The organism is Streptomyces sp. NBC_00045 (genome assembly GCF_045041095.1).
In the GTDB taxonomy this organism is placed as follows: domain Bacteria; phylum Actinomycetota; class Actinomycetes; order Streptomycetales; family Streptomycetaceae; genus Streptomyces.
Genome location: NZ_CP108271.1, coordinates 3,502,303 through 3,526,047, shown reverse-complemented (window position 1 = coordinate 3,526,047; position 23,745 = coordinate 3,502,303). Strand labels below are relative to the sequence as shown.

The 23,745-nt window shown below is 73.1% G+C and carries 23 protein-coding genes and 1 pseudogene; 20 read left to right on the top strand and 4 right to left on the bottom strand.

Annotation, left to right across the window (positions count from 1 at the left end; genetic code table 11):
• The first annotated feature begins 115 nt into the window (after nt 1–115).
• The 5 genes from murJ to OHA65_RS16345 all read left to right on the top strand — a co-directional run bounded on the left by murJ (nt 116) and on the right by OHA65_RS16345 (nt 5,787).
• Nucleotides 116–1,828, top strand: coding sequence for a murein biosynthesis integral membrane protein MurJ (murJ, locus tag OHA65_RS16365; RefSeq protein ID WP_371646857.1), 1,713 nt, complete (start codon nt 116–118; stop codon nt 1,826–1,828).
• A complete protein-coding gene (locus tag OHA65_RS16360) occupies nt 1,818–2,594 on the top strand; it encodes a polysaccharide deacetylase family protein (protein WP_327283845.1) in 777 nt (258 codons plus the stop codon). The genes murJ and OHA65_RS16360 overlap by 11 nt, the downstream gene beginning before the upstream one ends.
• Nucleotides 2,591–3,895, top strand: a complete 1,305-nt coding sequence (locus tag OHA65_RS16355) for a glycosyltransferase (protein WP_327283844.1) — start codon at nt 2,591–2,593, stop codon at nt 3,893–3,895. The genes OHA65_RS16360 and OHA65_RS16355 overlap by 4 nt, the downstream gene beginning before the upstream one ends.
• A gap of 69 nt (nt 3,896–3,964) precedes the next feature.
• Nucleotides 3,965–4,648 carry a lipopolysaccharide biosynthesis protein gene (locus OHA65_RS16350; RefSeq protein WP_371643808.1) on the top strand — a complete coding sequence of 228 codons (684 nt, stop codon included), beginning with the start codon at nt 3,965–3,967 and terminating at the stop codon, nt 4,646–4,648.
• Nucleotides 4,645–5,787, top strand: coding sequence for a GNAT family N-acetyltransferase (locus OHA65_RS16345; RefSeq protein WP_327283842.1), 1,143 nt, complete (start codon nt 4,645–4,647; stop codon nt 5,785–5,787). Before OHA65_RS16350 ends, OHA65_RS16345 begins: the two co-directional genes overlap by 4 nt.
• Before the next feature lie 5 nt (nt 5,788–5,792).
• Here OHA65_RS16345 and OHA65_RS16340 read toward each other — a convergent pair whose 3' ends face one another.
• Nucleotides 5,793–7,265 carry a glycosyl hydrolase gene (locus tag OHA65_RS16340; RefSeq protein WP_328763017.1) on the bottom strand — a complete coding sequence of 491 codons (1,473 nt, stop codon included), beginning with the start codon at nt 7,263–7,265 and terminating at the stop codon, nt 5,793–5,795.
• Between the two features lie 294 nt (nt 7,266–7,559).
• On the opposite strand from OHA65_RS16340, the gene OHA65_RS16335 reads away from it, so the two are divergent.
• The 5 genes from OHA65_RS16335 to OHA65_RS16315 all read left to right on the top strand — a co-directional run bounded on the left by OHA65_RS16335 (nt 7,560) and on the right by OHA65_RS16315 (nt 13,065).
• Nucleotides 7,560–8,972 carry an ATP-grasp domain-containing protein gene (locus OHA65_RS16335; protein WP_405762055.1) on the top strand — a complete coding sequence of 471 codons (1,413 nt, stop codon included), beginning with the start codon at nt 7,560–7,562 and terminating at the stop codon, nt 8,970–8,972.
• Between the two features lie 93 nt (nt 8,973–9,065).
• Nucleotides 9,066–10,340 (top strand): NAD(P)-binding domain-containing protein, encoded by a 1,275-nt coding sequence (locus OHA65_RS16330; protein ID WP_328763015.1) that lies wholly within the window; start codon nt 9,066–9,068, stop codon nt 10,338–10,340.
• A gap of 18 nt (nt 10,341–10,358) precedes the next feature.
• Complete coding sequence (locus OHA65_RS16325; RefSeq protein WP_328763014.1) at nt 10,359–10,637, top strand: hypothetical protein; 279 nt, start codon at nt 10,359–10,361, stop codon at nt 10,635–10,637.
• 96 nt (nt 10,638–10,733) lie between these two features.
• Nucleotides 10,734–12,749: a SpoIIE family protein phosphatase gene (locus tag OHA65_RS16320; RefSeq protein WP_371646855.1), complete on the top strand. Its 2,016-nt coding sequence runs from the start codon at nt 10,734–10,736 to the stop codon at nt 12,747–12,749.
• A gap of 139 nt (nt 12,750–12,888) precedes the next feature.
• Entirely contained in the window at nt 12,889–13,065 is a 177-nt protein-coding gene (locus OHA65_RS16315; RefSeq protein ID WP_327283836.1) for a hypothetical protein, read from the top strand.
• A 25-nt stretch (nt 13,066–13,090) separates the two neighbouring features.
• Here the strand turns inward: OHA65_RS16315 and OHA65_RS16310 are convergent, their stop codons facing one another.
• Entirely contained in the window at nt 13,091–13,534 is a 444-nt protein-coding gene (locus OHA65_RS16310) for a DUF6299 family protein (RefSeq protein ID WP_327283835.1), read from the bottom strand.
• Between the two features lie 165 nt (nt 13,535–13,699).
• Here OHA65_RS16310 and OHA65_RS16305 point away from each other — a divergent pair, with 165 nt between their 5' ends.
• Complete coding sequence (locus OHA65_RS16305) at nt 13,700–14,305, top strand: hypothetical protein (protein ID WP_327283834.1); 606 nt, start codon at nt 13,700–13,702, stop codon at nt 14,303–14,305.
• Between the two features lie 57 nt (nt 14,306–14,362).
• Nucleotides 14,363–14,854 (top strand): DUF5949 family protein, encoded by a 492-nt coding sequence (locus OHA65_RS16300; protein ID WP_327283833.1) that lies wholly within the window; start codon nt 14,363–14,365, stop codon nt 14,852–14,854.
• Between the two features lie 119 nt (nt 14,855–14,973).
• Here OHA65_RS16300 and OHA65_RS16295 read toward each other — a convergent pair whose 3' ends face one another.
• On the bottom strand, nt 14,974–16,254 hold the full coding sequence (locus OHA65_RS16295; RefSeq protein ID WP_405762054.1) for a cytochrome P450: 1,281 nt from the start codon (nt 16,252–16,254) through the stop codon (nt 14,974–14,976).
• Between the two features lie 64 nt (nt 16,255–16,318).
• A complete protein-coding gene (locus OHA65_RS16290; protein WP_329313728.1) occupies nt 16,319–17,473 on the bottom strand; it encodes a low temperature requirement protein A in 1,155 nt (384 codons plus the stop codon).
• A 98-nt stretch (nt 17,474–17,571) separates the two neighbouring features.
• Between OHA65_RS16290 and OHA65_RS16285 the strand changes: the two are divergent.
• From OHA65_RS16285 to OHA65_RS16250, 8 genes and pseudogenes are all read left to right on the top strand, one after another.
• Nucleotides 17,572–17,883 (top strand): annotated as a pseudogene (locus OHA65_RS16285) (glycine radical domain-containing protein); the annotation flags it as partial.
• A 130-nt stretch (nt 17,884–18,013) separates the two neighbouring features.
• On the top strand, nt 18,014–18,358 hold the full coding sequence (locus OHA65_RS16280; RefSeq protein WP_405762052.1) for a 4Fe-4S cluster-binding domain-containing protein: 345 nt from the start codon (nt 18,014–18,016) through the stop codon (nt 18,356–18,358).
• A complete protein-coding gene (locus OHA65_RS16275; protein ID WP_405762051.1) occupies nt 18,355–18,510 on the top strand; it encodes a hypothetical protein in 156 nt (51 codons plus the stop codon). The genes OHA65_RS16280 and OHA65_RS16275 overlap by 4 nt, the downstream gene beginning before the upstream one ends.
• A gap of 119 nt (nt 18,511–18,629) precedes the next feature.
• The gene (locus tag OHA65_RS16270; protein WP_405762049.1) at nt 18,630–19,757 is read left to right on the top strand and encodes an MFS transporter; all 1,128 of its coding nucleotides are present in this window, start codon (nt 18,630–18,632) and stop codon (nt 19,755–19,757) included.
• Entirely contained in the window at nt 19,754–22,087 is a 2,334-nt protein-coding gene (locus OHA65_RS16265) for a molybdopterin oxidoreductase family protein (RefSeq protein WP_405762047.1), read from the top strand. The genes OHA65_RS16270 and OHA65_RS16265 overlap by 4 nt, the downstream gene beginning before the upstream one ends.
• Nucleotides 22,088–22,094: 7 nt before the next feature.
• The gene (locus OHA65_RS16260; RefSeq protein WP_327283826.1) at nt 22,095–22,694 is read left to right on the top strand and encodes a 4Fe-4S dicluster domain-containing protein; all 600 of its coding nucleotides are present in this window, start codon (nt 22,095–22,097) and stop codon (nt 22,692–22,694) included.
• Nucleotides 22,691–23,344, top strand: a complete 654-nt coding sequence (locus tag OHA65_RS16255) for a Rieske (2Fe-2S) protein (protein ID WP_327283825.1) — start codon at nt 22,691–22,693, stop codon at nt 23,342–23,344. The genes OHA65_RS16260 and OHA65_RS16255 overlap by 4 nt, the downstream gene beginning before the upstream one ends.
• Nucleotides 23,341–23,709, top strand: a complete 369-nt coding sequence (locus OHA65_RS16250; protein ID WP_328763010.1) for a hypothetical protein — start codon at nt 23,341–23,343, stop codon at nt 23,707–23,709. The genes OHA65_RS16255 and OHA65_RS16250 overlap by 4 nt, the downstream gene beginning before the upstream one ends.
• Nucleotides 23,710–23,745 lie beyond the last annotated feature (36 nt).

The following is a 23,745-nucleotide window of genomic DNA, read 5'->3' as shown; positions in this document are numbered from 1 at the left end:
GCCGGCCCCGGCGTCCCCCGTAGCCCCGCACGGCTCCGCCGGCTCCCGGCCCCCGTCCGGGACGGGCGCCCCGGTCCCGTCCGGGACCGGAGCCGGCGCGGCGCGGTCCGTCCGGGTGGCGGCCCGGGCCGCCGCGCGCCGTGAGCTGCCCGACGGCCCGGCGCCCGGAACGGACGACACGGCCGCCGCACCCCGGGGGGCCGGCCCCGCGGGCGGGAGCACGGCTGCGGCTCCGCTCGGGCGGTTCCTGGCCAAGGCCGCCGCCGTCACCGCCGGACTGACAGCCGCCGGGGCGGTGTTCGGGCTGGTCCGGGACCAGACGATCGCGCACCTCTTCGGGGCCGGGCACGACAGCGACGCCTTCCTGATCGCCTGGACCGTGCCCGAAATGGCCTCGACCCTGCTGATCGAGGACGCCATGGCGCTGCTGATGGTGCCCGCGTTCAGCCACGCCCTGGCCCGCCGGGCGGCCACCCGCGCCGGGCTCACCCGCAAGGAGGCCCGCGCACAGGACCCCGTACGGCTGCTCGTGGGGGCGACCCTGCCGCGGCTGACGGTGTTCCTGGCAGCCGTCGCCTCCCTGCTCGTCGTCGCCGCGCCGCTCGTCGTCGCCGTGCTCGCGCCCGGACTGCCCGATCCGGCCCTGGCCGTGGAGTGCACCCGGATGACCGCGCTGACCGTGCTGTCCTTCGGCGTCGCGGGGTACTTCAGCGCCGCGCTCAGGGCCCACCGCTCGTTCGTACCGCCCGCCGCGATCTACGTCTCGTACAACGTGGGGATCATCGGGACGATGATCGCTCTCCACGCCGTGTGGGGGGTGCGGGCCGCCGCCGCCGGTGTCGCCGCGGGCGGCCTGCTGATGGCGCTCGTCCAACTGCCCGCGTTCATCCGCAACGTGGGTTTCGGGCCGCCCCGCGCCAAGGACGCCCCGCGCAGCCAGCGCGACCGGGACCGGCCCACCCTCATCGCGTTCGGGCTGATCGCCCCGGTGATCTTCTTCGCGGTGTTCCGGCAGTCACAGGTCCTCGTCGAGCGGTTCCTCGCCGCCTCGCTGCCCCCCGGGGCCATCTCGCACCTGAACTACGCGCAGAAGGTCGCGCAGATGCCGATGGTGCTGTCCCTGATGATCTGCACCGTCACCTTCCCCGTCGTCGCCCAGGCCATGGCCGGCGGAGAGCGGGAGAAGGCCCGGCGGCGCGTCGAACAGGACCTCGCACTGGCCTCCCTCGCCGTCCTCATGGGCAGCGCCCTCGTCATCGGGTACGCCCCGCAGATCATCCAGGTCCTCTTCGAACGCGGTGCGTTCACCCACCGCGACTCCCTGGCCACCGCCAACGTCATGCGGGTCTACGCCCTCGGACTCCTCGGCCACTGCCTCGTCGGGGCACTGTCCCGGCCCTTCTTCTCGACCGCCCGGCCCACCTGGTTCCCGGCGCTCGCGATGGGTGCCGGACTCCTCGTCAACATCGTGGCCGGAGCCTTCGCCGTCCGCTGGTGGGGCACGTACGGCATCGCCGCCGCCAACGCCGCCGGCATCTCCACCACGGCCGCCCTGCTGCTCACCGGGCTCGGCTCGCGGATCGTCGCCATCCAGGTCCGCCGGGTCGCGCTCAGTATCGGCCGGCTCTCCGTCGCCGCCGTCGGTGCCTGCGGCACCGGCTGGATCGCCGGGCCGATGATCCCCGACCCGCTGCTGAGCGTCGCACTCGGCTGCCTGCTCGTCCCCGCCATGTTCGGCGCCTGCGGCATGGCCATACGGGCGCTTGAGATCACCGCCCTGCCCGCCCAGATCACCCAGATGACCCAGAGGTTCCGCAATGCCCGCTGACACCCGCACGGCGCCGGCCGCCACGACGGTCCCCGCCCGCCGGACCGCCTCGCCGTGGGTCCTGATGTACCACTCGGTCGCCGAGTTCACCGACCCCGCCGAGGACCCGTACGGAATCACCGTCACCCCGACCACGCTGGAGGCCCAGCTCGTGTGGCTGCGCTCGCGGGGCCTGCGCGGGGTGTCCGTCGGCGAACTGCTCCGGGCCCGGGCGGCCGGACGCGGCGCCGGGCTGGTCGGGCTCACGTTCGACGACGGCTACACCGACTACCTCACCCGGGCGCTGCCGCTGCTGCGCCGCCACGACTGCACCTCCACCCTGTTCGTCCTGCCGGGCCGGCTCGGGGTCGACAACGTGTGGGACCCGCTGGGCCCGCGCAAGTCCCTGCTGACCGCCGAGGGCATCCGCGAAGTAGCCGCCGCCGGGCAGGAGATCGGCTCGCACGGACTGCTCCACCAGGACCTCACCGCGGCCGCCGACGACATCCTCCAGCAGGAGCTGCGGGGCAGCCGGGAGCTGATCCGGGAGCTGACCGGGACCCTGCCCGAGGGGTTCTGCTACCCGTACGGGCACCTCGACGCACGGGTCGTCGCCGCGACGAGGGCCGCAGGGTACGGCTACGCCTGCGCCATCGACCCCGGCCGGCTGGCGGGCCCGCACGCCCTCCCGCGCACCCACGTCAGCCAGGCGGACGGGGCCGGGCGGCTGCGGATCAAGCAGCTGCGGCACCGGGTGCAAGAGCTGCGGCGGGCGGTGCACCGGTGAAGTCCGTACGGGCACTGCACGTCATCACCGGGCTCGGCGTCGGCGGCGCCGAGCAGCAACTGCGGCTGCTGCTGCGGCACCTGCCGATGCGCTGCGACGTGCTCACGCTGACCAACCCCGGGCCGGTGGCCGAGGGGCTGCGGGCCGACGGGGTCCGGGTCGTGCACCTGGGCATGCGGGGCAACCGGGACCTGGGGGCACTGCCGAGGCTGGTGCGCTTCATGCGGCGCGAGCAGTACGACCTCGTGCACACCCACCTGTACCGGGCCTGCGTGTACGGGCGGATCGCGGCCCGGCTCGCTGGGGTCGGGGCGAGCGTGGCCACCGAACACTCCCTCGGCGAGCGCGAGATCGAGGGCCGGCCGCTGACGCGCGGGGTGCGCGGCCTGTACCTGGCCAGTGAACGCCTGGGCGCGGCGACCGTGGCCGTGTCCGACACCGTGGCGGCGCGGCTGGAGGCGTGGGGGGTGCCGGCCGCGCGCGTGCACGTCGTACCGAACGGGATCGAAGCCGGGCGCTTCCGCTTCGACGAGGGGGTGCGCCGGGCCACCCGGGCCCGGACCGGGCTGCCGGAGCGGGCGTTCGTGGTCGGCGGCGTCGGGCGGCTGGTGTCGGGCAAGCGGTTCGACTCGCTGGTCCGGGCGGTTGCGGCGCTGCCCGGAGCGCATCTGCTGCTGGCCGGGGACGGGCCCGAGCGGGCGGCGCTGCGGCGGCTGGCCGCGGAACTGGGCGCGCAGAGCCGGATCCACCTGCTGGGGGAGCGCGACCCGCTGGGCGACGGCGCGGACGCGCGGACCCCGGGGATTCCGGCGCTGCTGGCCGCGATGGACGTGTTCGTGTCGCCGTCGCGGGAGGAGGCGTTCGGGCTGGCGGTGGTGGAGGCGCTGGCCGCGGGACTGCCCGTCCTGCACGTCACCTGTCCGGCGATCGACGACCTCCCGGCCGCGCAGGCACCGGGGGCGCGGCGGATCGGGACCGGGACGGAGGAGCTGGTCGCTGCGCTGCGCGGGCACATGGAAGCGGGCGCGCGACGGCTGCCCCCGCCACCGGTGGTCCGCCGCTACGACATCGCCGGCAGCGCGGACCAGCTGCTCTCCGTCTACGGCCTGGCCCTGGCGCAGCGCACGAGCGGGCACGCCCCCGCCCCGACCGGGCACGGCGTGCGGAGTTTCACGCCCGCCCCGACCGTGGCCCCGTCCGCCCGCAACGAAGCCCCGGAACCCGCGGCCCAGGAACCGCCGGGCCCGGGGACGCAGACACCGGCGCAAGCGGGCGATTCGGCCCGGTCGGGGGCCGGGTGACCCGGCCCCCGCAGCGGTCCCCGTACGGGACCCGTACCAACCCTCCTCCATCAGGAAAGAGACACGCACATGGCTGACACCGCCGATCAGAAGAAGACCGACCGCCGTCGCCGCAAGGTACGGCTGCTGCCGCCGCCCGCGTGGTGGCCGCTGCCCGCCGTCGCCGTGCTGGGGCTGGCCGCGGGCGGGGCGTACGGGGTGCTCAAGGCACCCGAGTACGCCGCCACCAGCTACGTCGTCGCCGTCCCGGACGACACCACCGAGCCAGCCACCGCCCTCGGCTTCGCCCAGGCGTACGCGCGCATCGCGACCAGCAGCTCCACCCTCGCGTACGCCCAGCCCCGCGCGGGCGTCACCGCCCGCCGGCTCCGTACGCAGGTGCGCGCCGAGACCTCCCCCGAGTCCCCGATGATCGCCATCACCGGCACCTCCAAGAGCCCGACCGAGGCCGCCGACATCGCCAACGCCGTCGCCGACGCGCTCTCGCTGAACAGCAACCAGTCCGCCAAGAACACCGGCGTGCAGCTGCTGCTGTTCAACCAGGCCGTCGCGCCGAGCGAGCCCGCCTCGCCGTCCGCCACCATCAGCGGGGCCGTCGGACTGTGTGCCGGCGGACTGCTGGGCGGGCTGTGGCTGTTGGCCCGGCCCGGCCGGGGCCGCCGGCACGACATGCAGCCCGTCGTCGAGGAGTACGCCTCCCTGCCCGCGCAGGGCGAGCCCACCACGGCCAAGGAGAAGGAGTCCGTGCGATGACCACGGGCTCCACCGGGGCCCTGTCGGTGACGCTGTGCCGCGACCCCCGGCAGTTCGCCGCGCTGGAAGAGCCGTGGAACCGGCTCTTCCGGGCCTGCCCCACCGCCACCCCCTTCCAGAGCCACGCCTGGCTGCACTCGTGGTGGCTCTCGTACGGCCGGGACGGGCGGCTGCGCATCGTGCTCGTCCGGTGCGGCGAGGAGCTCGTCGGCGCGTGCGCGCTGATGCTCGTCCACCGGCCGCTGCCGCTCCTGGTGCCGCTCGGCGGCGGCATCACCGACTACTTCGACGTCCTGGTGGCCGCCGGGCACGCCGACCAGGTCGTCCCGGCGCTGGCCCGCGGCCTGCACAAGGCCGCCCGTGGCGCCGTCGTCGACCTGCGCGAGGTACGGCCCGGGGCGGCCGCCGAGGCGCTGTACGACCAATGGCCCGGGATCCGCAGCACGCTCACCGACTCCACCTGCATGGAGCTGCCCGCGCTGCCGTTCGACGAACTGGTCAAGCGGATGCCGGCCTCCGGCGCCCAGCGGGTGCGGGCCAAGCTGCGCAAGACCGACGCGGCCGGGATCGAGGAGCGCGAGGTCACCGAGCAGGAAGTGCCGCGCGCCGTACGGACGCTGCTGCGGCTCCACGAGAAGCAGTGGCGCGGGCGCGGGGTGACCCCGGAACACCTGAGGCCCCGCTTCGCCGAACACCTGACCCGGGCCACCCGGCGGATGGTGCGGGCCGGCGAGGGCCGGCTGACGGAGTTCCGGCTGGACGGGAAGGTGGTGGCCGCCAACCTCACGCTGCTGTCGGGGGCGTTGAGCGGCGGCTACCTGTACGGGGCCGACCCGGACCTGCGGACCCGGAAGGTGGACGTGGCGACGCTGCTGCTGCGCTATGAGGCGGGCCGCGCACTGGCGGAGGGCCGACCGGTGGTGAGCTTCCTGCGCGGCAACGAGCCGTACAAGAACCACTGGCGGCCCGAGACGGTCGTCAACCAGCGGTTCCTGCTGGCCAGGACGGCGCTCGCGCCCCTGCTCCGCCTGCACAAATCGCAGGTGGCGGGGCGCGAACGGGCGGTGGACGTACTGCGCGAGGCCCTGCCGGCCGCCAGGGACTGGCGCGCCCGGCTCAACGAACTGCGGGTCCGATGACGGCTCTACCAGGGCCAGAAGCCGGAGTCCTTGCCCCAGTCGAGCTTGATGCAGACCGACTGCTTGCCGATCAGCTTGGAGAGCCACTCGCCGAAGTTGACCGGCAAGCACCACTGCGTGCTGTTGCCGGGCGGCTCGACGGGCTCCGGCTTCGGCACGACCGGACTCGGGACCGGGACCGGCACCGGGACGGGGTCCAGACTCGGGCTCACCGGGGTCTGCGGCGACGGAACGGCCGGCGAGGGCACGGGCACCGGCTCGGGGTCGGGGTCGTGGCCGGGGCTCGTGCTCGGGGCCGTGCTCGGGACCACCGGGACCACCGGGACCACCGGGACGTCCGGCGACGGGACCGCCGGGGAGGGCAGGGGGATCTCGGGGGTCGGGACCTGCGGGGTCGGCACGACCGGTGTCGGGACCACCGGTGTCGGGATGACCGGCGTCGGGACCACCGGTGTCGGGATGACCGGCGTGGGCACCACGGGGGTCGGGATCACCGAGCCCGGCCACTGGGGTGCGAGCGCGCCGCGGAACGCCTTCGCGGACCGGGGGTTCTGCTTGCACTGCCACACGCCGTGCGGACAGTAGTCGGTGATGGTGTGGTAGAGCGGCTTGTGCTGCTCGATCCACTTCAGCATGCGCTGCACGTAGTCCGGGTTGTCCCCGTGCCGGAACAGCCCCCACTCCGGGTACGAGATCTCTTTGCCGTGCGCTTTCGCGAAATTGACGTGCTGCTGGAGCCCGTACGGCTGGCTGATCATCTCGTCGAAGTTCCGGCCGGGAGCCTGGTCGTACGAATCCATGCCGATGACGTCGACCACGTCGTCGCCCGGGTAGCACTTGGTCCAGCCGATCGCGTCCGACCCGCGGTTGGGGGCGAAATCGAACTTGAAGTCCTGACCGGGCACGGAGCGCATCGTATTGACGATGCGCCGCCAGTACTGCTTCCAGTTCTCCGGGTCCGGCGCGCAGCGGTGGGTGTACGTGGAGCCGTTCATCTCCCACCCGAGCACGATGACCGTGTCCGGCAGGCCCAGTTCCACCAGCTTTTCGGCGAGCCGCCCGAAGTGCCGGTCGAACTCGCCGGCCTCGCCCGCCCGGATCAGCTGTGCCACCTGGCGGTCGGGGACGTGCTCCTCGTTGCGCTCCTGCATGGGCACGTTGAGGACGAAGAGCCGGTTCGCCTTGGCCCGGCGCCACTGGGCCCAGGAGCCCAGGAAGTCGGGATCCTCGATGCGGGCCCACCGGTCTCCGGGCAGATAGGTGTGCCCGACCCGGATCTCCTTGCCGCCCAGCCAGCGCGACAGCTGCGGCATCCGGGTGACGCCGGGCGGACCGGAGTCGAGGAACGCGCCCATGGCGATGTCGGAGCCCCTGGGCTGCTCCTCCTCGGGGGCCGCGAGCGCGGCCCCGGTGGCCAGCAGTCCGGCCGTCACCGTACCGATGCAGGTGCTCGCCAGTCGGCGGTGTGGTCTGGGCATGGCGTCTCCCGAACTTTCCTGAATCGGTCTGCTTGTCAAAGACGTTAGGCATCACATCTGACGAATGGCCTGTCCGGTGACCGCCGCCTAGGCCATTCGCAGCTGCGTATCCTCCCCGCTTGGTCCGACTAGGTGAAAGACACCGTTCCCATGCACGCGTTCGTCAGCCATGTGCCCGCTGTAGTGCTCAGACTCGATCGGAATCCGTTCCACCACGGAACCCTCGGCGCCGTCAGATCGCTCGGGCGCAGGGGCGTGGAGGTCCATGCCGTCGTCGAGGCCGGGGGAGGTCCCATGGGGCGTTCGCGGTACCTGCACGCCGCGCATCCCGGCCCGGCCGGCGGGCTGGATCCCGAGGTTCCGGAAACGCTGCTGGAATGCCTCGTCGGGGTGTCGGAGCGGATCGGCAGGTCGGCGGTGCTCGTGGCGATGGACGACCTGAGCGCCATCACCGTCGCGCGGATCGCGCCGATGCTCCAGGGGCGGTACCGGATCCCCCATCAGCCCGACGGGCTGCCCGCCCGGGTGGCGGACAAGGCGGAGCTGTCGCAGCTGTGCGCGCGCTGGGACATCCCGCACCCGGAGACCGTGATCCCGGCGAGCGGGGCCGAAGCGGCCGAGGCCGCCTGGCGGCTCGGCCTGCCGGTTGTGGCCAAGTGGAGCCGGCCCTGGCTGCTGCCCTCGGGCGCCGGGCTGCGCAGCACCACGCTCGTGCACACCGCCGCCCAGGCGCGCCGGCTGTACGAGCGCACGGCCGAGGCCGGCAGCCGGCTGCTGCTCCAGCGGTTCCTGCCGGCCGGGACGGACACCGACTGGTTCTTCCACGGGGCGTTCGCCCGGGGCGGGCACCCGCTGCTCGCCGGGTCCGGCCGCAAGGAGCTGTCGTGGCCGGTCCGCACGGGGCTGACGGCGGTGGGGCGCTGGCTGCCCGATCCGGCGGTGGAGGAGGCCGGCCTGCGGATCGCCGAACGGCTGGGCTACCAGGGGATCTTGGACCTGGACTTCCGGCGGGACGAGAACGGCTGCTTCCGGTTGGTGGACTTCAACCCGCGCCCGGGCGCGCAGTTCCGGCTGTTCACGGACGCGGGCGGGCTGGACGTGGTCCAGGCGATGTACCTGGATCTGACGGAGCAACGGGTCCCGGAGCCCTCGGGCGGTCCGGGGCGGGTGTTCGTCGCGGAGAACTACGCCCTGCTGGCGGCGGTCCGGGGCCGGCAACTTCCCTGGCGCTCCCCGGTCGTTGCGCCGCTCCCGACCCAGGCCCAGAGCCCGGTCCAGGCCCCCTCGACTCCCGGCCGCGGCGCAGCCGACACGGCCCCGGCGGGCCCGACTGCCCCGGCCGTACGGCGCCCTGGCTCCGTACCCGCTCCGGCGCGGGCCGACTCGGCCGGGGCCGGGCCGGAGCGTGTCGGGGCCGGGCCGGAGCGTGCCGGGGGCGACCGGAGCGGTCCGGTACGCGTGGTGCCGCGGTCGGAGCGCGGGCGGACGGAGGCGGCCTGGTTCGCCGCCGACGACCCTCTGCCGTTCCTCGCGATGCTCGCCGCGTTCCTCGGCCGGGGCGCGGGGAAGGGCGTGCGCGTCCTGCGGGGTGTTCCGGCGCACGGCCGCCGCACGGCCCGCGCCGTGGTCCGCGCCCCGCGCCAGCGCGCCCGCGACCTGACCCCGCCGGCGGCCCCGGCCGAACCGGACGAACTGGTGACCAGATGACGCCCGCCCTGTAGCGCCCGCCCGGAACCTCCGGGCGGGCGGAAGCAGCGCAGACAGGGGGTCCACGAGACTGGAGGGACAGCAGTGACGCGGATGGACGATCTTGTCGTGGTCGGCGCCGGGCCGTACGGGCTGTCGATCGCCGCGCACGCGGCGGCGGCCGGACTCGGCGTGCGGGTGCTCGGTCGGCCCATGGCCTCCTGGCGGGACCACATGCCCGAGGGCATGTACCTGAAGTCGGAGCCGTGGTCCTCCAACCTGTCCGCGCCGGCCGGCCGGCACACGCTCGCCGCGTACTGCGCCACCCGCGGGCTGGTGGCCGAGCACGGCAGCCCGCTCCCGATCGGCACGTTCAGCTCGTACGGGATGTGGTTCGCGCGGCAGGCCGTGCCCGAGGTGGAGGAAGTGACGGTCACCGAGGTCACCCCCCAGGGCGATGGCTTCCTGGTGCGGACCGCCGAGGGGCCGCCGCTGCTCGCCCGGACGGTCGCGCTCGCCGTCGGGGTGATGCCGTTCGTCCACCTACCGGAGGCGCTGCGGGACCTGCCCCCCGGGCACTGCTCGCACAGCAGCGGCCACCGCGACCTGGCTCGGTTCGCCGGCCGGGAGGTCGCCGTGATCGGGGCCGGGCAGGCGGCCCTGGAGACCGCCGCCCTGCTGGCCGAGAACGGGGCCAGGCCCTGCCTCGTCGCCCGCCGGTCCCGGCTGAACTGGAACACCGTGCCCCAGCCGCTGGAGCGTCCGGCGCTGCGGGCCCTGCGCGATCCGCACAGCGGCCTCGGCACCGGCTGGCGCAGCTGGGCGTGGTCGGAGCTGCCCTGGGCGGTGCGCCGGCTGCCCGCACCGACCCGGGAGCGGATCGCGGCGACCGCGCTCGGGCCCGCCGGGGCGTGGTGGCTGCGGGACCGCTTCGAGCGGAGCGTCCCGGCGCTGCTGGGGCACCGCCTGCACCGGGCGGTGCCGGTGGGCGGGCGGACGCGGCTCGGGCTGACCACCGCGGCCGGGGAGTCCGTCGTACTGGACGTCGCGCACGTCGTCGCGGCCACTGGGTTCACCCCGAACCTCGACCGGCTGGGCCTGCTGGACGCGCGGCTGCGTGCCGCCCTCGCCGTCGTCGGGGACGGCGGCACGCCGGAGCTGAGCGCCGCTTTCGAGTCCTCCTGGCCCGGACTGTTCTTCGCGGGGCTGCTGACGGCTCCCTCATTCGGCCCTTCCATGCGATTCGTGCACGGTGCGGGGTTCACGGCGGGGAGACTGGTCAGAGGAGTACGAAAGCGCCTCGGCGCCCGGGTCGGGCCGGCGGGCTCCACCGGGACCGTACGGCCCGACCGGGCCGGTGCCGGGCATCCGAAGACGTCTCTGCGGTGAGGTCGAGAGGGGTCCGCGATGAGTGCGGAGCAGCGAGCACAGGGCGGCCGTGGCTGGGTGCACATTCCCGCGAGCCGTACGGAGCAGCCCGCCCCGGCGGCCAGGACCGCGGGGGCCAGGAGCACCGCGGCCCGGACCGCCCCGCCGTACGCCCCTCCCGGGTACGGGGCGCCGGACCAGCCGACGATCTACCTCTCCCTCGTCAGGCGCTGGCAGGAGGCCGGGCGCACCCTTCCGGGGCATCCTGACGAGGAGTGGGAGCGGCTGATCTCCCAGCCGTGCTGGCCCGGCCGTTAGGTGGTGTGTCTCTTGTCAGCGGCGGAGCGCGACAGATCCGAGCAGGGCCGCCGGGACCCCGTGACCGGGCCCGCGGAGCGGCTCGCGTTGAACGGCATGGGCAGCTTCGAATGGGACCTGGCCGCCGGGACGCTGACGCTGGACGAGCCCGGGCTCGTGGTCTTCGACCTCGAACGGGAGGAGTTCGACGGCACCCCGGAGGGTCTGGGGCTGCGCATTCCGGCCGACGACGCCGTGCGGCTGGCGGAGTCCACGACGGTCGCGCTGGACGGCGGCGCGGAGACGTACGGCTCGTACTTCACGGTGCAGCGGCGCGACGGCGTCGACCAGTGGACGCACACGCAGGGCCGGATCCTGCGGGACGCCGACGGGCAGGCCGTGCGCATCGTCGGGATCGTGCGGGACGCCACGGCCGAGCTCGCGCACGCCACCATCCTGCGCAAGCTGGAGTCGGCGCGGGCCCAGCAGGCCACGATCGTGCAGCGCACGACGGAGGCCCTGTCGCGGGCGGTGACGGTCGACGACGTCACGGCCACGCTGACCGGTGCGGGCGCGCTGGAGCGGCTCGGCGCGGACGGCCTCGCCCTGGGACTGGTCGAGAACGGCGCCATCAAGATCATCGCGTTGAGCGGGGAGTCGCTGGAGATCCTCAGCGAGCGGCAGTTCACCCGGCTGGACGGCTCGCTGCCGCTCTCGCAGGCGGTGCTCACCCGCAAGGCACGGTTCGTCACCTCCCTCACCGACCTGGCCGGCGAGTTCCCGCTGCTCGCGGACTACCTCAACCGGATCCGCTTCGACGCCGCCGCCTATCTGCCGCTGATCGCGCAGGCCAAGGCCATCGGCGGGCTCGTCCTGTTCTACCGGCGGCGCACCGAGTTCAGCCCGGAGGAACGCAACCTGTGCCTGGGCCTGGCCGGCATCGTGGCGCAGTCCCTCCAGCGGGCGCTCCTGTTCGACCAGGAGAGGGAGTTCGCCACCAGCCTCCAGGCCTCGATGCTGCCGCGCCGGATCCCGGAGATCAGCGGCGGGGAGATCGCGGTGCGCTACCACTCCGCGTGGAGCGGGCGGGAGGTCGGCGGGGACTGGTACGACGTGATCGCACTGCCCCGCGACCGGGTCGGCATCGTCGTGGGCGACGTACAGGGCCACGACACGCACGCGGCGGCGGTCATGGGGCAGCTGCGGATCGCGCTGCGCGCGTACGCGGGGGAGGGTCATCCGCCGTCCACCGTGCTGGCCCGGGCCTCGCGCTTCCTGGCCGAGCTGGACACCGAGCGCTTCGCGACCTGCATGTACGCACAGGTGGACCTGGAGACCGGCGGGGTGCGGGCGGTCCGCGCGGGCCACCTGGGGCCGCTGATCCGGCACACGGACGGGCGCACCGGATGGCCCAACGTGCGCGGCGGCCTGCCGCTCGGCCTGGCCTCGGTGTTCGAGCAGGAGGACTTCCCGGAGACCCGGCTCGACCTGGTCCCCGGGGAGACGCTGGTGTTGTGCACCGACGGCCTGGTGGAGGAGCCCGGCACCGCCATCACCCAGGGCATGGAGGCCCTCGCCCACGCCGTGCGCAGCGGGCCGCAGGAGGCCGGGGCGCTCGCCGACCACCTCTCCGACCGGCTCTGGGAGCGCTGGGGCTCCGGCGACGACGTGGCGCTGCTGGTGCTGCGCCGGGCCCCGGACCCGGGCACCCACCGGGCTCCGCGGATCCACCAGTACATCCACCAGGCGGACCCGGAGGGCCTCTCGGAGGCCCGCTACGCCCTGCGCCAGGCCCTGCGCGACTGGGGCATGCCGGACCTCGCCGACGACGTGGAACTGGCCGCCGGCGAACTCCTCGTCAACGCCTTGCTGCACACGGACGGCGGGGCGGTGCTGACCATGGAAGTGCTGCCGGAGCCGGTCCGGCGGATCCGGCTGTGGGTGAAGGACCGCTCCAGCGTCTGGCCGCGCCGGCGCACCCCGGGGGAGGCCGCCACCACCGGGCGCGGGTTGCTGCTGGTCGACGCGCTGGCCACGCACTGGGGAGTGGAGTCCCGGGGCGACGGCAAGGCCGTGTGGTGCGAGTTCGACGTCGCCGGCAGCGTACGGAGCACGGGCGACCGGCCGGGGTGAGCGGCCGGGCGATCGACCTGCCGGGACGCGCGTACGGGTGACCCGGTGCTCACGCCGAGTTGTGGGGTGCCGGGGCCGGAGTGATGATGCGGTCCATGGAACGGACCACCAGGACCACCTCATCCGAACGGATCCCGCCGTGCACCGGCTGAACAAACGGCCGGGCAAAGGCGCCACGACCGCTCTCCTCGCGCTCCTGCTGGCCGTCGCGGTGCCGACGGCCGTGAACCGGGTGACCGGGCGCCCGCACCCCGACCCCGCCTGCCGGACCGTCGCGTTCATGTCGATGACCGGTGCGGCGCCCGCCTGCCGGTAGCGGTGGCTACCGGCTACGGGCCGGGTCAGCGGTGCTTCTCCTCCAGCACGATGTTCCGCTCCGCCTGCGCCAGGTACGACACCCGCAGGGTCATCCCGGAGTGCAGGCTCGACGACTGCAGGCGGGCCTGTGCAGTGGCCGGGCCCGGGTGCACGTCGGGGGTCATGCGAAGCGAGGTGCTCGTCGACCAGGCGTGCTCCGCGCCGTCACAGACGGCCTCCTCCCCGCCGAAGCCCAGCTGGGTCCCGTCCTGTGCGAGCGTGACCTGGATGTGCACTCCACGGGGTGATGAGGGCGTGCACGAATAGGTCCCGAAAAGGGTGACGCGGCCATCCTCGGAGATGTGACCGAATTCTTGTACGGAAATCTCATCACCTTGGGAGCGGGCGTCGGCAGGCGTGGTGAAAACGCTGGCCGCAGCCAGCGCGGAAAGCACCGTCACGGCCACTCGGCGGGTGGAAACTCGCATGAATCCTCCATGGGGGTGTGGGTCGGCACAAAAGCGCCGAAACGCATTCTGCTGGCAGATGGCGGGCAACTCCTTCCGCGCACTCGTGTCGGTGTGTGCAATTGCCCGCTCGGGCGCGTGAGACTGGCCGGAACACATCCCCGAAGGTCCCCGAAGGGATCGCGCATGCGTCAGTCCGCTTCCGTCCTCGCCGCCGCTCTCCTGCCCCTCCTGCTGCTGGGCGCCACGGCCTGCTCCGGTGCCCCAGAGGGTGCCGCGCTCGCCCCCGCCGCGGCGCCGGCCGTCCCGGTGGACGACGGCGTGCCGGGGGCCGGGGAAGACCCGGACCCGGCCCCGGGGGCGGACCTGGCCGCCTCGAAGGACGCCCACGTGGGTGATTCCGTACGGGTGCGCGGCCGCCAGGTGGGCCGGCACCTCCAGGCCGTGCTCAACGCGTACGTCGACCCCGCGGTCAGCGTGGAGAAGAACTACGCGCCGCCCGCGGGCAAGCGCTGGGTGGCCGCCTCGATGTCGTTCGTCAACGTCGGCGGGGACTCGTACGGGGCCCTCGGGCGCATGTGGGCGTACGACAGCGCGGGCGGTCGCCACCCGGTGGTGCCGACCGGCGAACTGACCACCGGCAAACCCCTCGTCTTCGATTCCCTCGCGGTCGGTGAGCGGGCCGAGGGATGGGTGGTGTTCGAAATCCCGGAAAAGGCGCGCATCGTGCGGCTCCAGTACAGGGACGCGAACATGCAGACGAATTCCGGAGAGGGATTCTGGGCGGTCTAGCCCGCCCGGGTGAAAGGCCGTGAAAGGCTCCGGGGAGAGAGCACTAGGGTGCGGCGCATGACTTCAACTCAAGCCGAAATCGACCGGTCCCAGCTCGGCACCCTTTCCGTGCTCGCCTGGATCGGCGACCCCTCCGAGGGCCACGACATCCCGTACCTGCTCGCCTACACCCTCGGCGACGGACCCCAGGGGCGGGAGGCCGGCGAGCGGGCCGCCCGCGGGCTGCTGGAGGAGATCGGCCTGCCCATCGGTGACGTGGTCATGGACGGCACCCGCAACCCGGCCGCCTTCCCGGTGCAGATCGTGCTGGCGGACAACCAGGTCGGGCTGACCCTGCCGGGGCTGAACGCGACCTGCACCGCCCCGGACGAATGGGTCGCCGCGGCCAACGAGAGCGGCCAGGCCTACTTCCTCTTCGCCACGCGGGCCTGGCCCGAGGCCGTCCCCGGCCAGCCGGTCGAGCCGAAGACCCTCCAGGAGTTCGCGGGGGACGAGGCCGTGCTCACCGGCAGCGCCCACTGCGTCCTCGCGGTCCGGCGCCTCCAGTAGCAGCGCCTTCCCGGGAGAGCGCCCCCCCCCCGAGAAGGCGCCCCCGCTCCGGCCGCCGGGCTCCCAGCCCGCCCGGTGGCCGGTTTCCCCGGGCCGGCTCCCGTCGCCGGCCCTGCGCGTTACGGGCGCTCGAAGGCGAAGCGCAGCGAGCGGACCCGGTTGTCGAAGTTCGAGCCCGCCAGGTCCGGCAGCCCCACCGCGCGCAGTCCGACCGGCCGGGTCAGCAGCTCGCGGAACAGGGCCTTCATCTCCACCCGGGCCAGGTGCGCGCCCAGGCAGAAGTGCGGACCGCCACCGCCGAAGCCCAAGTGCGGATTGGGCGAGCGGGTGATGTCGAAGGCGTCCGGGTCGGGGAAGACCGCCTCGTCGCGGTTGGCGGAGGCGTAGTACAGCACCACCTTGTCGCCGGGTCGGAACAGGTGCCCGCCCAGGGTGTGCTCGGCGGCGACCGTCCGGCGGAACTGGATGATCGGCGTCGAGTGGCGGATCATCTCGTCCACCGCTCCGTCCGCGTGCGCCTCGAAGTCGCCGAGCAACAGGTCCCGTTGTGCGGGGTGGTCGGTCAGCAGGGTCAGCCCGTGGGTGATCGCATTGCGCGTGGTCTCCACCCCGGCCACCATCAGCAGCGAGAAGAACGCGCCGAGCTGGCGGGCTCCCAGGGCCTGTTCGCCCGCCGCCCCGTTGACGTTCGCGCAGACCAGCGCCGAGATCAGGTCGTCGGTGGGGTTCTTGCGCCGCTCCCGCCCGATGCCCGCGACCATCCGCTGCATCCTGGCGAGGGCCCGCAGCCCGCGCCCGGGCATCCGCAGCCTTGAGGCCAGGCCCCGCTCGACGCCGATGTTCTCCGAAGCGTGGTTGACCCGGTCGGCGATCTCGGCGCGGTAGCGCTCGGGGATGCCCATCATGTTGCAGATGACCTCAAGGGGCAGCCGGGAGGACACGGCCGAGACGAACTCGTCGGGTTCGTCCGCCAGTACGTCGTCCACGATCCGGGCGGCCACCGCGTGGATGTCCGCCTCGGCCGCCGCCAGCAGCCGCGGCGTGAACGCCCGCTGCACGATCTTGCGCAGCTGGGCGTGGTCCGCGCCGTCCAGGTTGACCATCGAGTCCCCGAACAGCGCCCGCACCCACCGGGCGGGCTCGGGCGTGGTCACCCCGGGCGCGCTGGCGAACACCTTGGGGAGCCGGCTCGCCTCCTGCACGTCCGCGTGCCGTACCAGGGCCCAATGCCCGCGGCCCTTCCCCTCGGGCACGTAGACCGGGGAGTCCAGTGCCCGCAGCCGGGCGAATGCCGCCAGCCGCGCCGCCGGGGGCTGCTGCCAGAATGCGGGGTCGGCGAGCTCCCCGTACTCCGCCACCGCCGAGCCCGTGTCCGCGTACCGCTGTACCGGGACCTTCATCGTTTCTTCTCCCTGTCGCCGGCGCGCTCGACGTGGCCGCCGCGGCCGTCGCCGCCCGCCGTCCTCACGCACCAGAACGCTCCCGGTGCACCAAGGTCACGCCCACTGCGACGCTTGCCGCGGCGACCAACCCCGCCCACAGCACCGCGTGCGCGCCGGTCCAGGCGCACGCGAGGATCGCCAGCGCGGAGAACGGCAGCACCAGCTGCTGGGTCGCACCGTGCTTGAAGTGGCGGGAGTGCAGCAGCCACACGAAGGCCAGGAACAGCGCCGCCGGCACGGTCACCGAGAGATTGGCGGACAGCGTCGAGACGTGGGCCTTGCCGACCGCCTGCTCGATCGCCACCTCGATGCCGGCCCCGATGGCCGCGGCCGACGCGAAGATCACGAAGTGCCCGTACCCCCACGGGATGGCCTCGCGGTTGCTCTGCAGCCGGTCGTGCGCGGGGACGGCGAAGTAGATCCACCATGCCGCGAAGACCAGCAGCAGCCCGCCCGCCGCGATCGGCAGCAGCTCGCCCAGCGCCTCGTGCTCGTCGATCGCCGACTGGACCGCGACCGTGCTGGCGGCGATGGACTCGCCGAGCACGATGATGGTGAACAGGCCGTACCGCTCGGCGATGTGGTGCGGATGCCACTGGGTCTGGTAGCCGCGCTCGGCGATCACCGGGACCAGCAGCTCCGCCATGACCAGCACCAGGAACAGCCATCTGCGGGCGTGCTCGGGGGCGGCGAGGAGCGCCACCCAGCCGGCCTGGCACACCAACAGCCCCGCCGCGTACGTGAGCGCGCACCGCCGGGCCGGGCCCCGCTCCCCGGCGGCGGCGCGCAACCACTGCACCGTGAGCGCGAGCCGCATCACCACGTAGCCGAGGACGGCGATGGTCCAGTCGTTGTCGTTGAAGGCGCGCGGGATACCGGCCGAGTAGATGAGCACACCGGCGATCTGTACGAGGGTCGCGATCCGGTACGGCACGTCGTCGACGTCGTAGGCGGAGGCGAACCAGGTGAAGTTCATCCAGGCCCACCACACGCCGAAGAACACGAAGAGGTAGCCGGTGATGCCGTCGCCGACGTGCCCCTCGGCCAGCGCGTGGACCAGCTGCCGGCCGGCCTGCGCCACCGCCACGACGAAGCAGAGGTCGAAGAACAGCTCCAGCGGGGTCGAGGCCCGGTGGTCCTCGTCCCGGCTTCGGGAGGTCATTGGTACGTATGTCATACCGCCAGCACAGCAGCCGTACGCCGGTCGGCAGGCGAGGCGCGCGGCCGGCGGGGCCGCGGAACCCCTGACCTGCGCACCGCGGACGAAGGGACCTCCACGACGACCGGGTCGACGACATCGCGGTCCGGCTGGTCGAGGAGTTCATGCGCAAGCTGCGCCGGCACCCGACGTACCGGGGCGCCGAGGGCGCCAACCCGATGAACGGCCGCGACACCCACGGCCGCGACACCCACGGCTGCGTCACCTCCGCGCTGTCGGTCGCGAAGCTGCCGTACGAGGACGCCGAGGGCGCCGAGGACGGCATCTCGCTGACCGGCACCGTGCCCCCCGACGGCCTGGGCCGCACCCCCGAGGAGCGGATCGCGAACCTGTCGGGCGTCCTCGACGGCCACATGGCCAGTGACGGCCTTCCACGGCTCGCTGTAGCCCCCGGGACCATGCGGTCCGGGGCCGGCCCTCACCCGGCTCCGGACCGCACGCCAAGGATCACCGACCGAGATCGAGAAACGACGGACCACAACTCAAGGGGTGCCTGCCGTGCCCGTCCTGTTCGGCCCTTCGACCCCGGCCGCCGTGGCGACCCGCCGGCCCAGCGAGGGCTCGGTGCACTCCCGGGACCTGTCGACCGGCGTCGACGGACCCGGAACCCGCTTCGTCACCTTTCTCTCCGGCTGCCCGCTGACCTGCCTGTACCGCCACAACACCGACACGCCCGCCTTCGCGGGCGAACTGCTGCACCGGATGGAGCGCGAGCTGCGACTGCTCACCGCCCTGGACACCTCCGGCTTCCTCGGCGCACGGGCCACCGACGCGCTGCTGCGTGATGCGGACCTGGTGCCCTGGACGTCAAGTCCTGGGACCGGCAGACGTACCGGAAGGTGACCGGGCGGCCGCTGGAGCCGACGCTGGACTTCGCCCACCGCCCGGCCGACCTCGGCATGCCGTTCACGCTGCACGACACCCCCGCGCACACGGCGCAGCAGGTGGCTCGGGCGAAGGCGGTCTTCGAGGCGCAGGGGCTGACGGCCGTGTGAGCCCACGTGAGCCGGGTGTGTTGGGTGTGCTGGGTGAGTCGACGGAGGCTCGCCCGTCTGGTCCACACGCGGATACGACATAACGGGCCCAACCTGTGCAGAACGCCTAGCGTGGTGCTGTGTCCGAGCCCCCAGAAGTCCTTGCCGCGGAGCCGCCCCCGCCCCCGTCCGTGCCCGCGCGTCCGGCCGGACCGCCGACGGCCGGAACCCTCCCGCCCGTCGGGCCGTCCGTCACCGCACGGGCCACGCTCGCCGGGACGGTCGTCTCGCTCCTGCTCATCGCCGCGATCGTGCTCGGCAGCCGGCTCCTGCGCGACTTCGATTCCGCGCTTCTGCCGTACGCCGTCGCCACCGTCTTCCTGGCCTTCGGCGTGGCCTACCGGTACACGGTGTGGGTCTCCGCACCCGGCGCCCGGCGCCTGTTCACGAAGGGCTTCGGCAGCTTCTTCTCCGCCGCCAACTTCCGCAAGGCCCCCACCGCCCTGCCGCGGATGATCGCCACCTACCTCGGGTTCCAGAAGTTCCTCGGGGCGCGCTCGCGCTCCCGCTGGGCCGCCCACCAGCTGATCTTCTGGGGCTGCCTGCTGGCGGCGGCCATCACCTTCCCGCTGACCTGGGGCTGGTTCACCTTCACCTCGGGCAGCGGCTCCGGACCCGGGTACGAGATGCGGATCTGGGGCTTCAAGGTCCTCGGCTTCAACGCGCTGAACACCGTGGGCTGGCTGATGTTCCACGGCCTGGACATCGCCGCCGCGCTCGTCATCCCCGGGGCCTCGTACTTCCTGTGGCGGCGGATGAAGGACCGCGGCGCCATCACCGGACAGCGCTTCGCCTACGACCTGCTGCCGCTGATCTGCCTGATCGTGATCTCGGTGACCGGGCTGCTGCTGACGTTCTCGTCGATCTTCCTGCACGGCGGCGGCTACGAGTTCCTGGCACTGCTGCACATGGTGTCGGTGGTGTTCACCCTCATCTACATCCCGTTCGGGAAGTTCTTCCACATCGTCCAGCGGCCCGCCGCCGTCGGCATGCAGCTGTTCAAGTACACGGCCCGCCAGGACGAGCAGGTCTTCGCCTGCAGACGCTGCGGCGAACCCGTCGACACGGCCCCGTACGTGGAGAACCTGCGCGCCACCATGCAGGACCTGAAGCTCGACTTCAACGCCTTCGTCGAGTACTGCCCGCGCTGCAAGCGGGTGCTGCGCGGCAACGCCTACCTCGCGCACGTCAAGAAGGGCTTCAAGTGACCGCGACGGACCCCGCCGAGACGGACCCCGCCAAGACGGACCCACTGCCCCTCGACCCGTCGATCGCCCCGCCCGGCACGCGCAACTTCCGCGACGCGGGCGGCATCCCGGCCGACCGGTGGCACGCCGACCAGAACGGCGAGACCCTCGTCCCCACCCACTGCTGTTTCTGCGGGGTGCAGTGCGGCATGTACCTGCGGGTGGACCACAGGGGCAAGGTCTTCGGCGTGGAGCCCCGCAACCACGACATCAACCGGATGCGGCTGTGCCCCAAGGGCATCAACGCTTACCAGCAGGTCAACCACCCCGACCGGCTCACGAGTCCGCTGATGCGCCGCTCCCGGGACGAGGAGTTCCGGGAGTGCTCCTGGGACGAGGCCCTGGACTTCACCGTCTCCGAGATCCGCCGCATCCAGGGCGCGTACGGGAACGACGCGTTCGGACTGCTCGGAGGCGCCAGCCTGTTCTCCGAGAAGACGTACCTGGTCGGCAAATTCGCCCGGGTCGCCCTGAAGACGAAGCACGTCGACTACAACGGCCGCTTGTGCATGGTGAGCGCTGCCGGCGCCAACAAACTCGCCTTCGGCATCGACCGGGCCGGCAACCCCTTCTCCGACATCCTCCTCACGGACTGCCTGCTCATCGCAGGGTCGAACGTGGGGGAGTGCTTCCCCGTGATGACCCAGTACCTGTGGGGCGCCCGGGACCGGGGCGCCATCCTGATCGTGGTGGACCCGCGCGAGACGGCCATCGCCCGCACCGCCGACATCCACGTTGCGATCAAGCCCGGCACCGACTCCGCCTTCTTCAACGCCGTCCTGCACGTGGTCGTCGCCGAGGGCCTGACCGACGAGGCCTACCTCGCCGCCCACACCACCGGCTGGGACGAGGTCAAGGCGACCGTCGCCCAGTACCCGCCCGCCCGCTCCGCCGAGACCTGCGGAGTCCCGGCCGAGCAGATCGTCCAGGTCGCCCGTGCCTTCGCCGGCGCGGGCAAGGCCATGGCCTGGCACGCCCGCGGCATCGAACACCACTCCCAGGGCGTCGAGAACTGCCTCTCGGTCATCAACCTGTGCGTCGCCACCGGCAACATCGGCAAGCCCGGCGCCGGCTACGGCACCATCACCGGGCAGGGCAACGGCCAGGGCGGCCGCGAACACGGCCAGAAGTCCGACCTCCTGCCCGGCGGCCGCTCCATCAGCAACCCCGAGCACCGGGCGCAGATCTGCCGGATCTGGGGCATCGAGGAGTCCGAACTCCCCGGCGCCGGCACCTCCATGATGGAGATGGTCTGGCAGATGCAGCGCAGGGAGATCCGCGGCCTCATCGGCATCTGCAACAACCCCTTCGTCTCCCTCCCCAACTATCCGGTGGTCAAGGAGGGCTACGACACGGCCGAGTTCCATGCCCAGTTCGACTTCTTCCTCTCCGAGACCGCGGCCAACGCCCACGTGGTCTTCCCCGTCACCACCTGGGCCGAGGACGAGGGCGTGATGGCCAACGCCGAAGCCCGCGTGGTCAAACACAACAAGGCCCAGGAGCCCCCCGCCGGGGTGCGCACCGACACCTGGGTCATCTGCGAGCTGGCCCGGCGGCTCGGCGCCGGAGCGCACTTCGATTTCCCCGGCTCCCGCGAGGTGTTCGAGGAGCTGCGGATCGCCTCCGCCGGCACCGTCAACGACTACTACGGCATCACCTACGAGCGGCTGGAGGAGACCGGGGGGATCGCCTGGCCCTGCCCCTCCACCGATCACCCGGGCACGCCCCGGCTGTTCGAGGACGGCCGGACCCGCCACCCCGACGGGAAGATCCACCTACAGGTCGTGGAATGGCATCCGCCCATGGACGCCTACACCGACGAGTTCCCGCTCTCCCTCACCACCGGCCGCACCGTCGCGCACTTCCTCTCCGGCAACCAGACCCGCCGCCTGGGCGCCCTCGTCGAGCAGACCCCGCGCCCCTGGGTGGAGGTCCACCCCGCGCACGGTTTTCGCAACGGCGACCCCGTCCGGGTGGTCACCCGCCGCGGCAGCGAGGTCTTCCCGGCGCTGGTCACCGAGGCCATCCGGCCGGACACCGTCTTCATCCCGTACCACTGGCCCGTCCCGACGGCCGCGAACGCCCTGACCATCGACGCCCTCGACCCCCGCTCGAAGATCCCCGAGTACAAGGTCTGCGCCGCCCGCATCGAGGCCGCCGAGCAGGTCGACGAGGTGCCCGCCCCGCCCATGGCCCCGGGCCACGAGGCCTATCCGGAGGCCCAGGCCTCGCGCACCGACCGCCTGCCGCCCACGTCCCCGCAAGGCCGTGGCACGGCGGAGAGGAGCTGACCCCGCCATGATGGGCCGCACGATCTTCATCGACCCGGGGCGCTGCATCGGCTGCCAGGCCTGCGTCTCGGCCTGCCGCGAATGCGACTCGCACCGCGGCAAATCGATGATCCACCTGGACTACACCGAGCCCGGCACGTCCGTCGCCTCCCTTCCGACCGTCTGCATGCACTGCGAGGACCCGGTCGCCCCCTGCGCCGAGGTCTGCCCCGCCGACGCGATCCTGGTGACCGCCGACGGAGTGGTCCAGCAGGCCGACACCTCCCGCTGCATCGGCTGCGCCAACTGCGTCAACGCCTGCCCCTTCGGCGTCCCGAAGATCGACCTCCAGGCGAAGCTCCAGATGAAGTGCAACCTCTGCTACGACCGCACCGCCTACGGCCTGGCCCCGATGTGCGCGACCGTCTGCCCGACCGGAGCCCTCTTCTACGGAACCCTCGAAGAGCTCCGGGCCGAGCGCCCCGGCGTCCAGGTCGCCGACTCCTTCGCCTTCGGCGACGTGGTGGTCAGTACCGGCGTCGCGATGGTCGTGCCGGCCGACAAGGTCGAGTGGCCCGTCCCCGGCGGCCTGCCCGTCGTCGAGATCAACGGAGTGGATGTCCGATGAGCCTCACCGAACCGCCCCCGCCGGTCGCGGGACCGGACCTCGCGGGAGAGGACGCCGCGGAGCGGTTGCGCGACCGGATCAGCGCAGACTCCCTCACCACCCGCCGCGACTACCTGCGGATCGTGGCCACCGTCTCCGGCGGCCTCGCCATCGGCGGCGCGGGCGTCGCCTCCGGCATCTTGCACCGGCACGGCGACAGCGAGGCCCTGCCCCGGACCAAGAAGGTCACCGACCACCTAGCGCCGGGCGAGTCCGTGGCCTTCCGCTTCCCCGGGGACGAGGACCGGGCCCTGGCGGTCCGGCTGGCGGACAACTCCCTCGTCGGCTACTCCGCCGTCTGCACCCACCTGGCATGCGCCGTGCTGTGGCGCGCGGACCGGGGCGCCGACGGGGAGCTGTACTGCCCCTGCCACGAAGGCGTCTTCGACGCCCGCACCGGCGAGGTGACCGCGGGCCCGCCGCCGCGCCCGCTGCCCAGGATCTTCCTCACCGAGGAGAGCGACGGCAGCGTCTGGGCCGTCGCGACCGCCCGGTCGGGAGAGCCGGCGAGGGAAGCCCTGTGCCGGCAGTTCGCGAAGTCCCGCCCCGAGATGGCCCGCGGGTTCGGCTGTCTCGGCGTGGACCGCTCCACCGAGAGCAGGCGGACATGAGTGACGGCCCGCTGCCTCCGCGCCCGGACTACCACCCGGGCAGTGAACAGCCCCGGCTGAACCGGCCGGTGCAGGAGCGATATCCGCAGATCCGTCCCACCAGCGGTTACGGCGACCCGCGGATCCGGCGCACGGGCCCCGGCCCGGGCGCCGGCACCGAGCACGAGCCCGAGCGGTCCTCGAAGCTCAACGCCCGTCTGGCGCTGGCCCTCACCGTCGTGATCGGCCAGCTGTGGGCGCTCACGGTGACCGTCAACGAGTGGATGAAGGGCAATAGCGGTCCGGCCTGGTGGGGAGCGGGGTTCCTGGTCCTGTCCTTCCTCGTCGTGCTGGGACTGTGGCTCCTCGACCCGAAGGACCGATGACCGTGTCCCTCCCCACGCCCACCCGGTCCGCTGTCC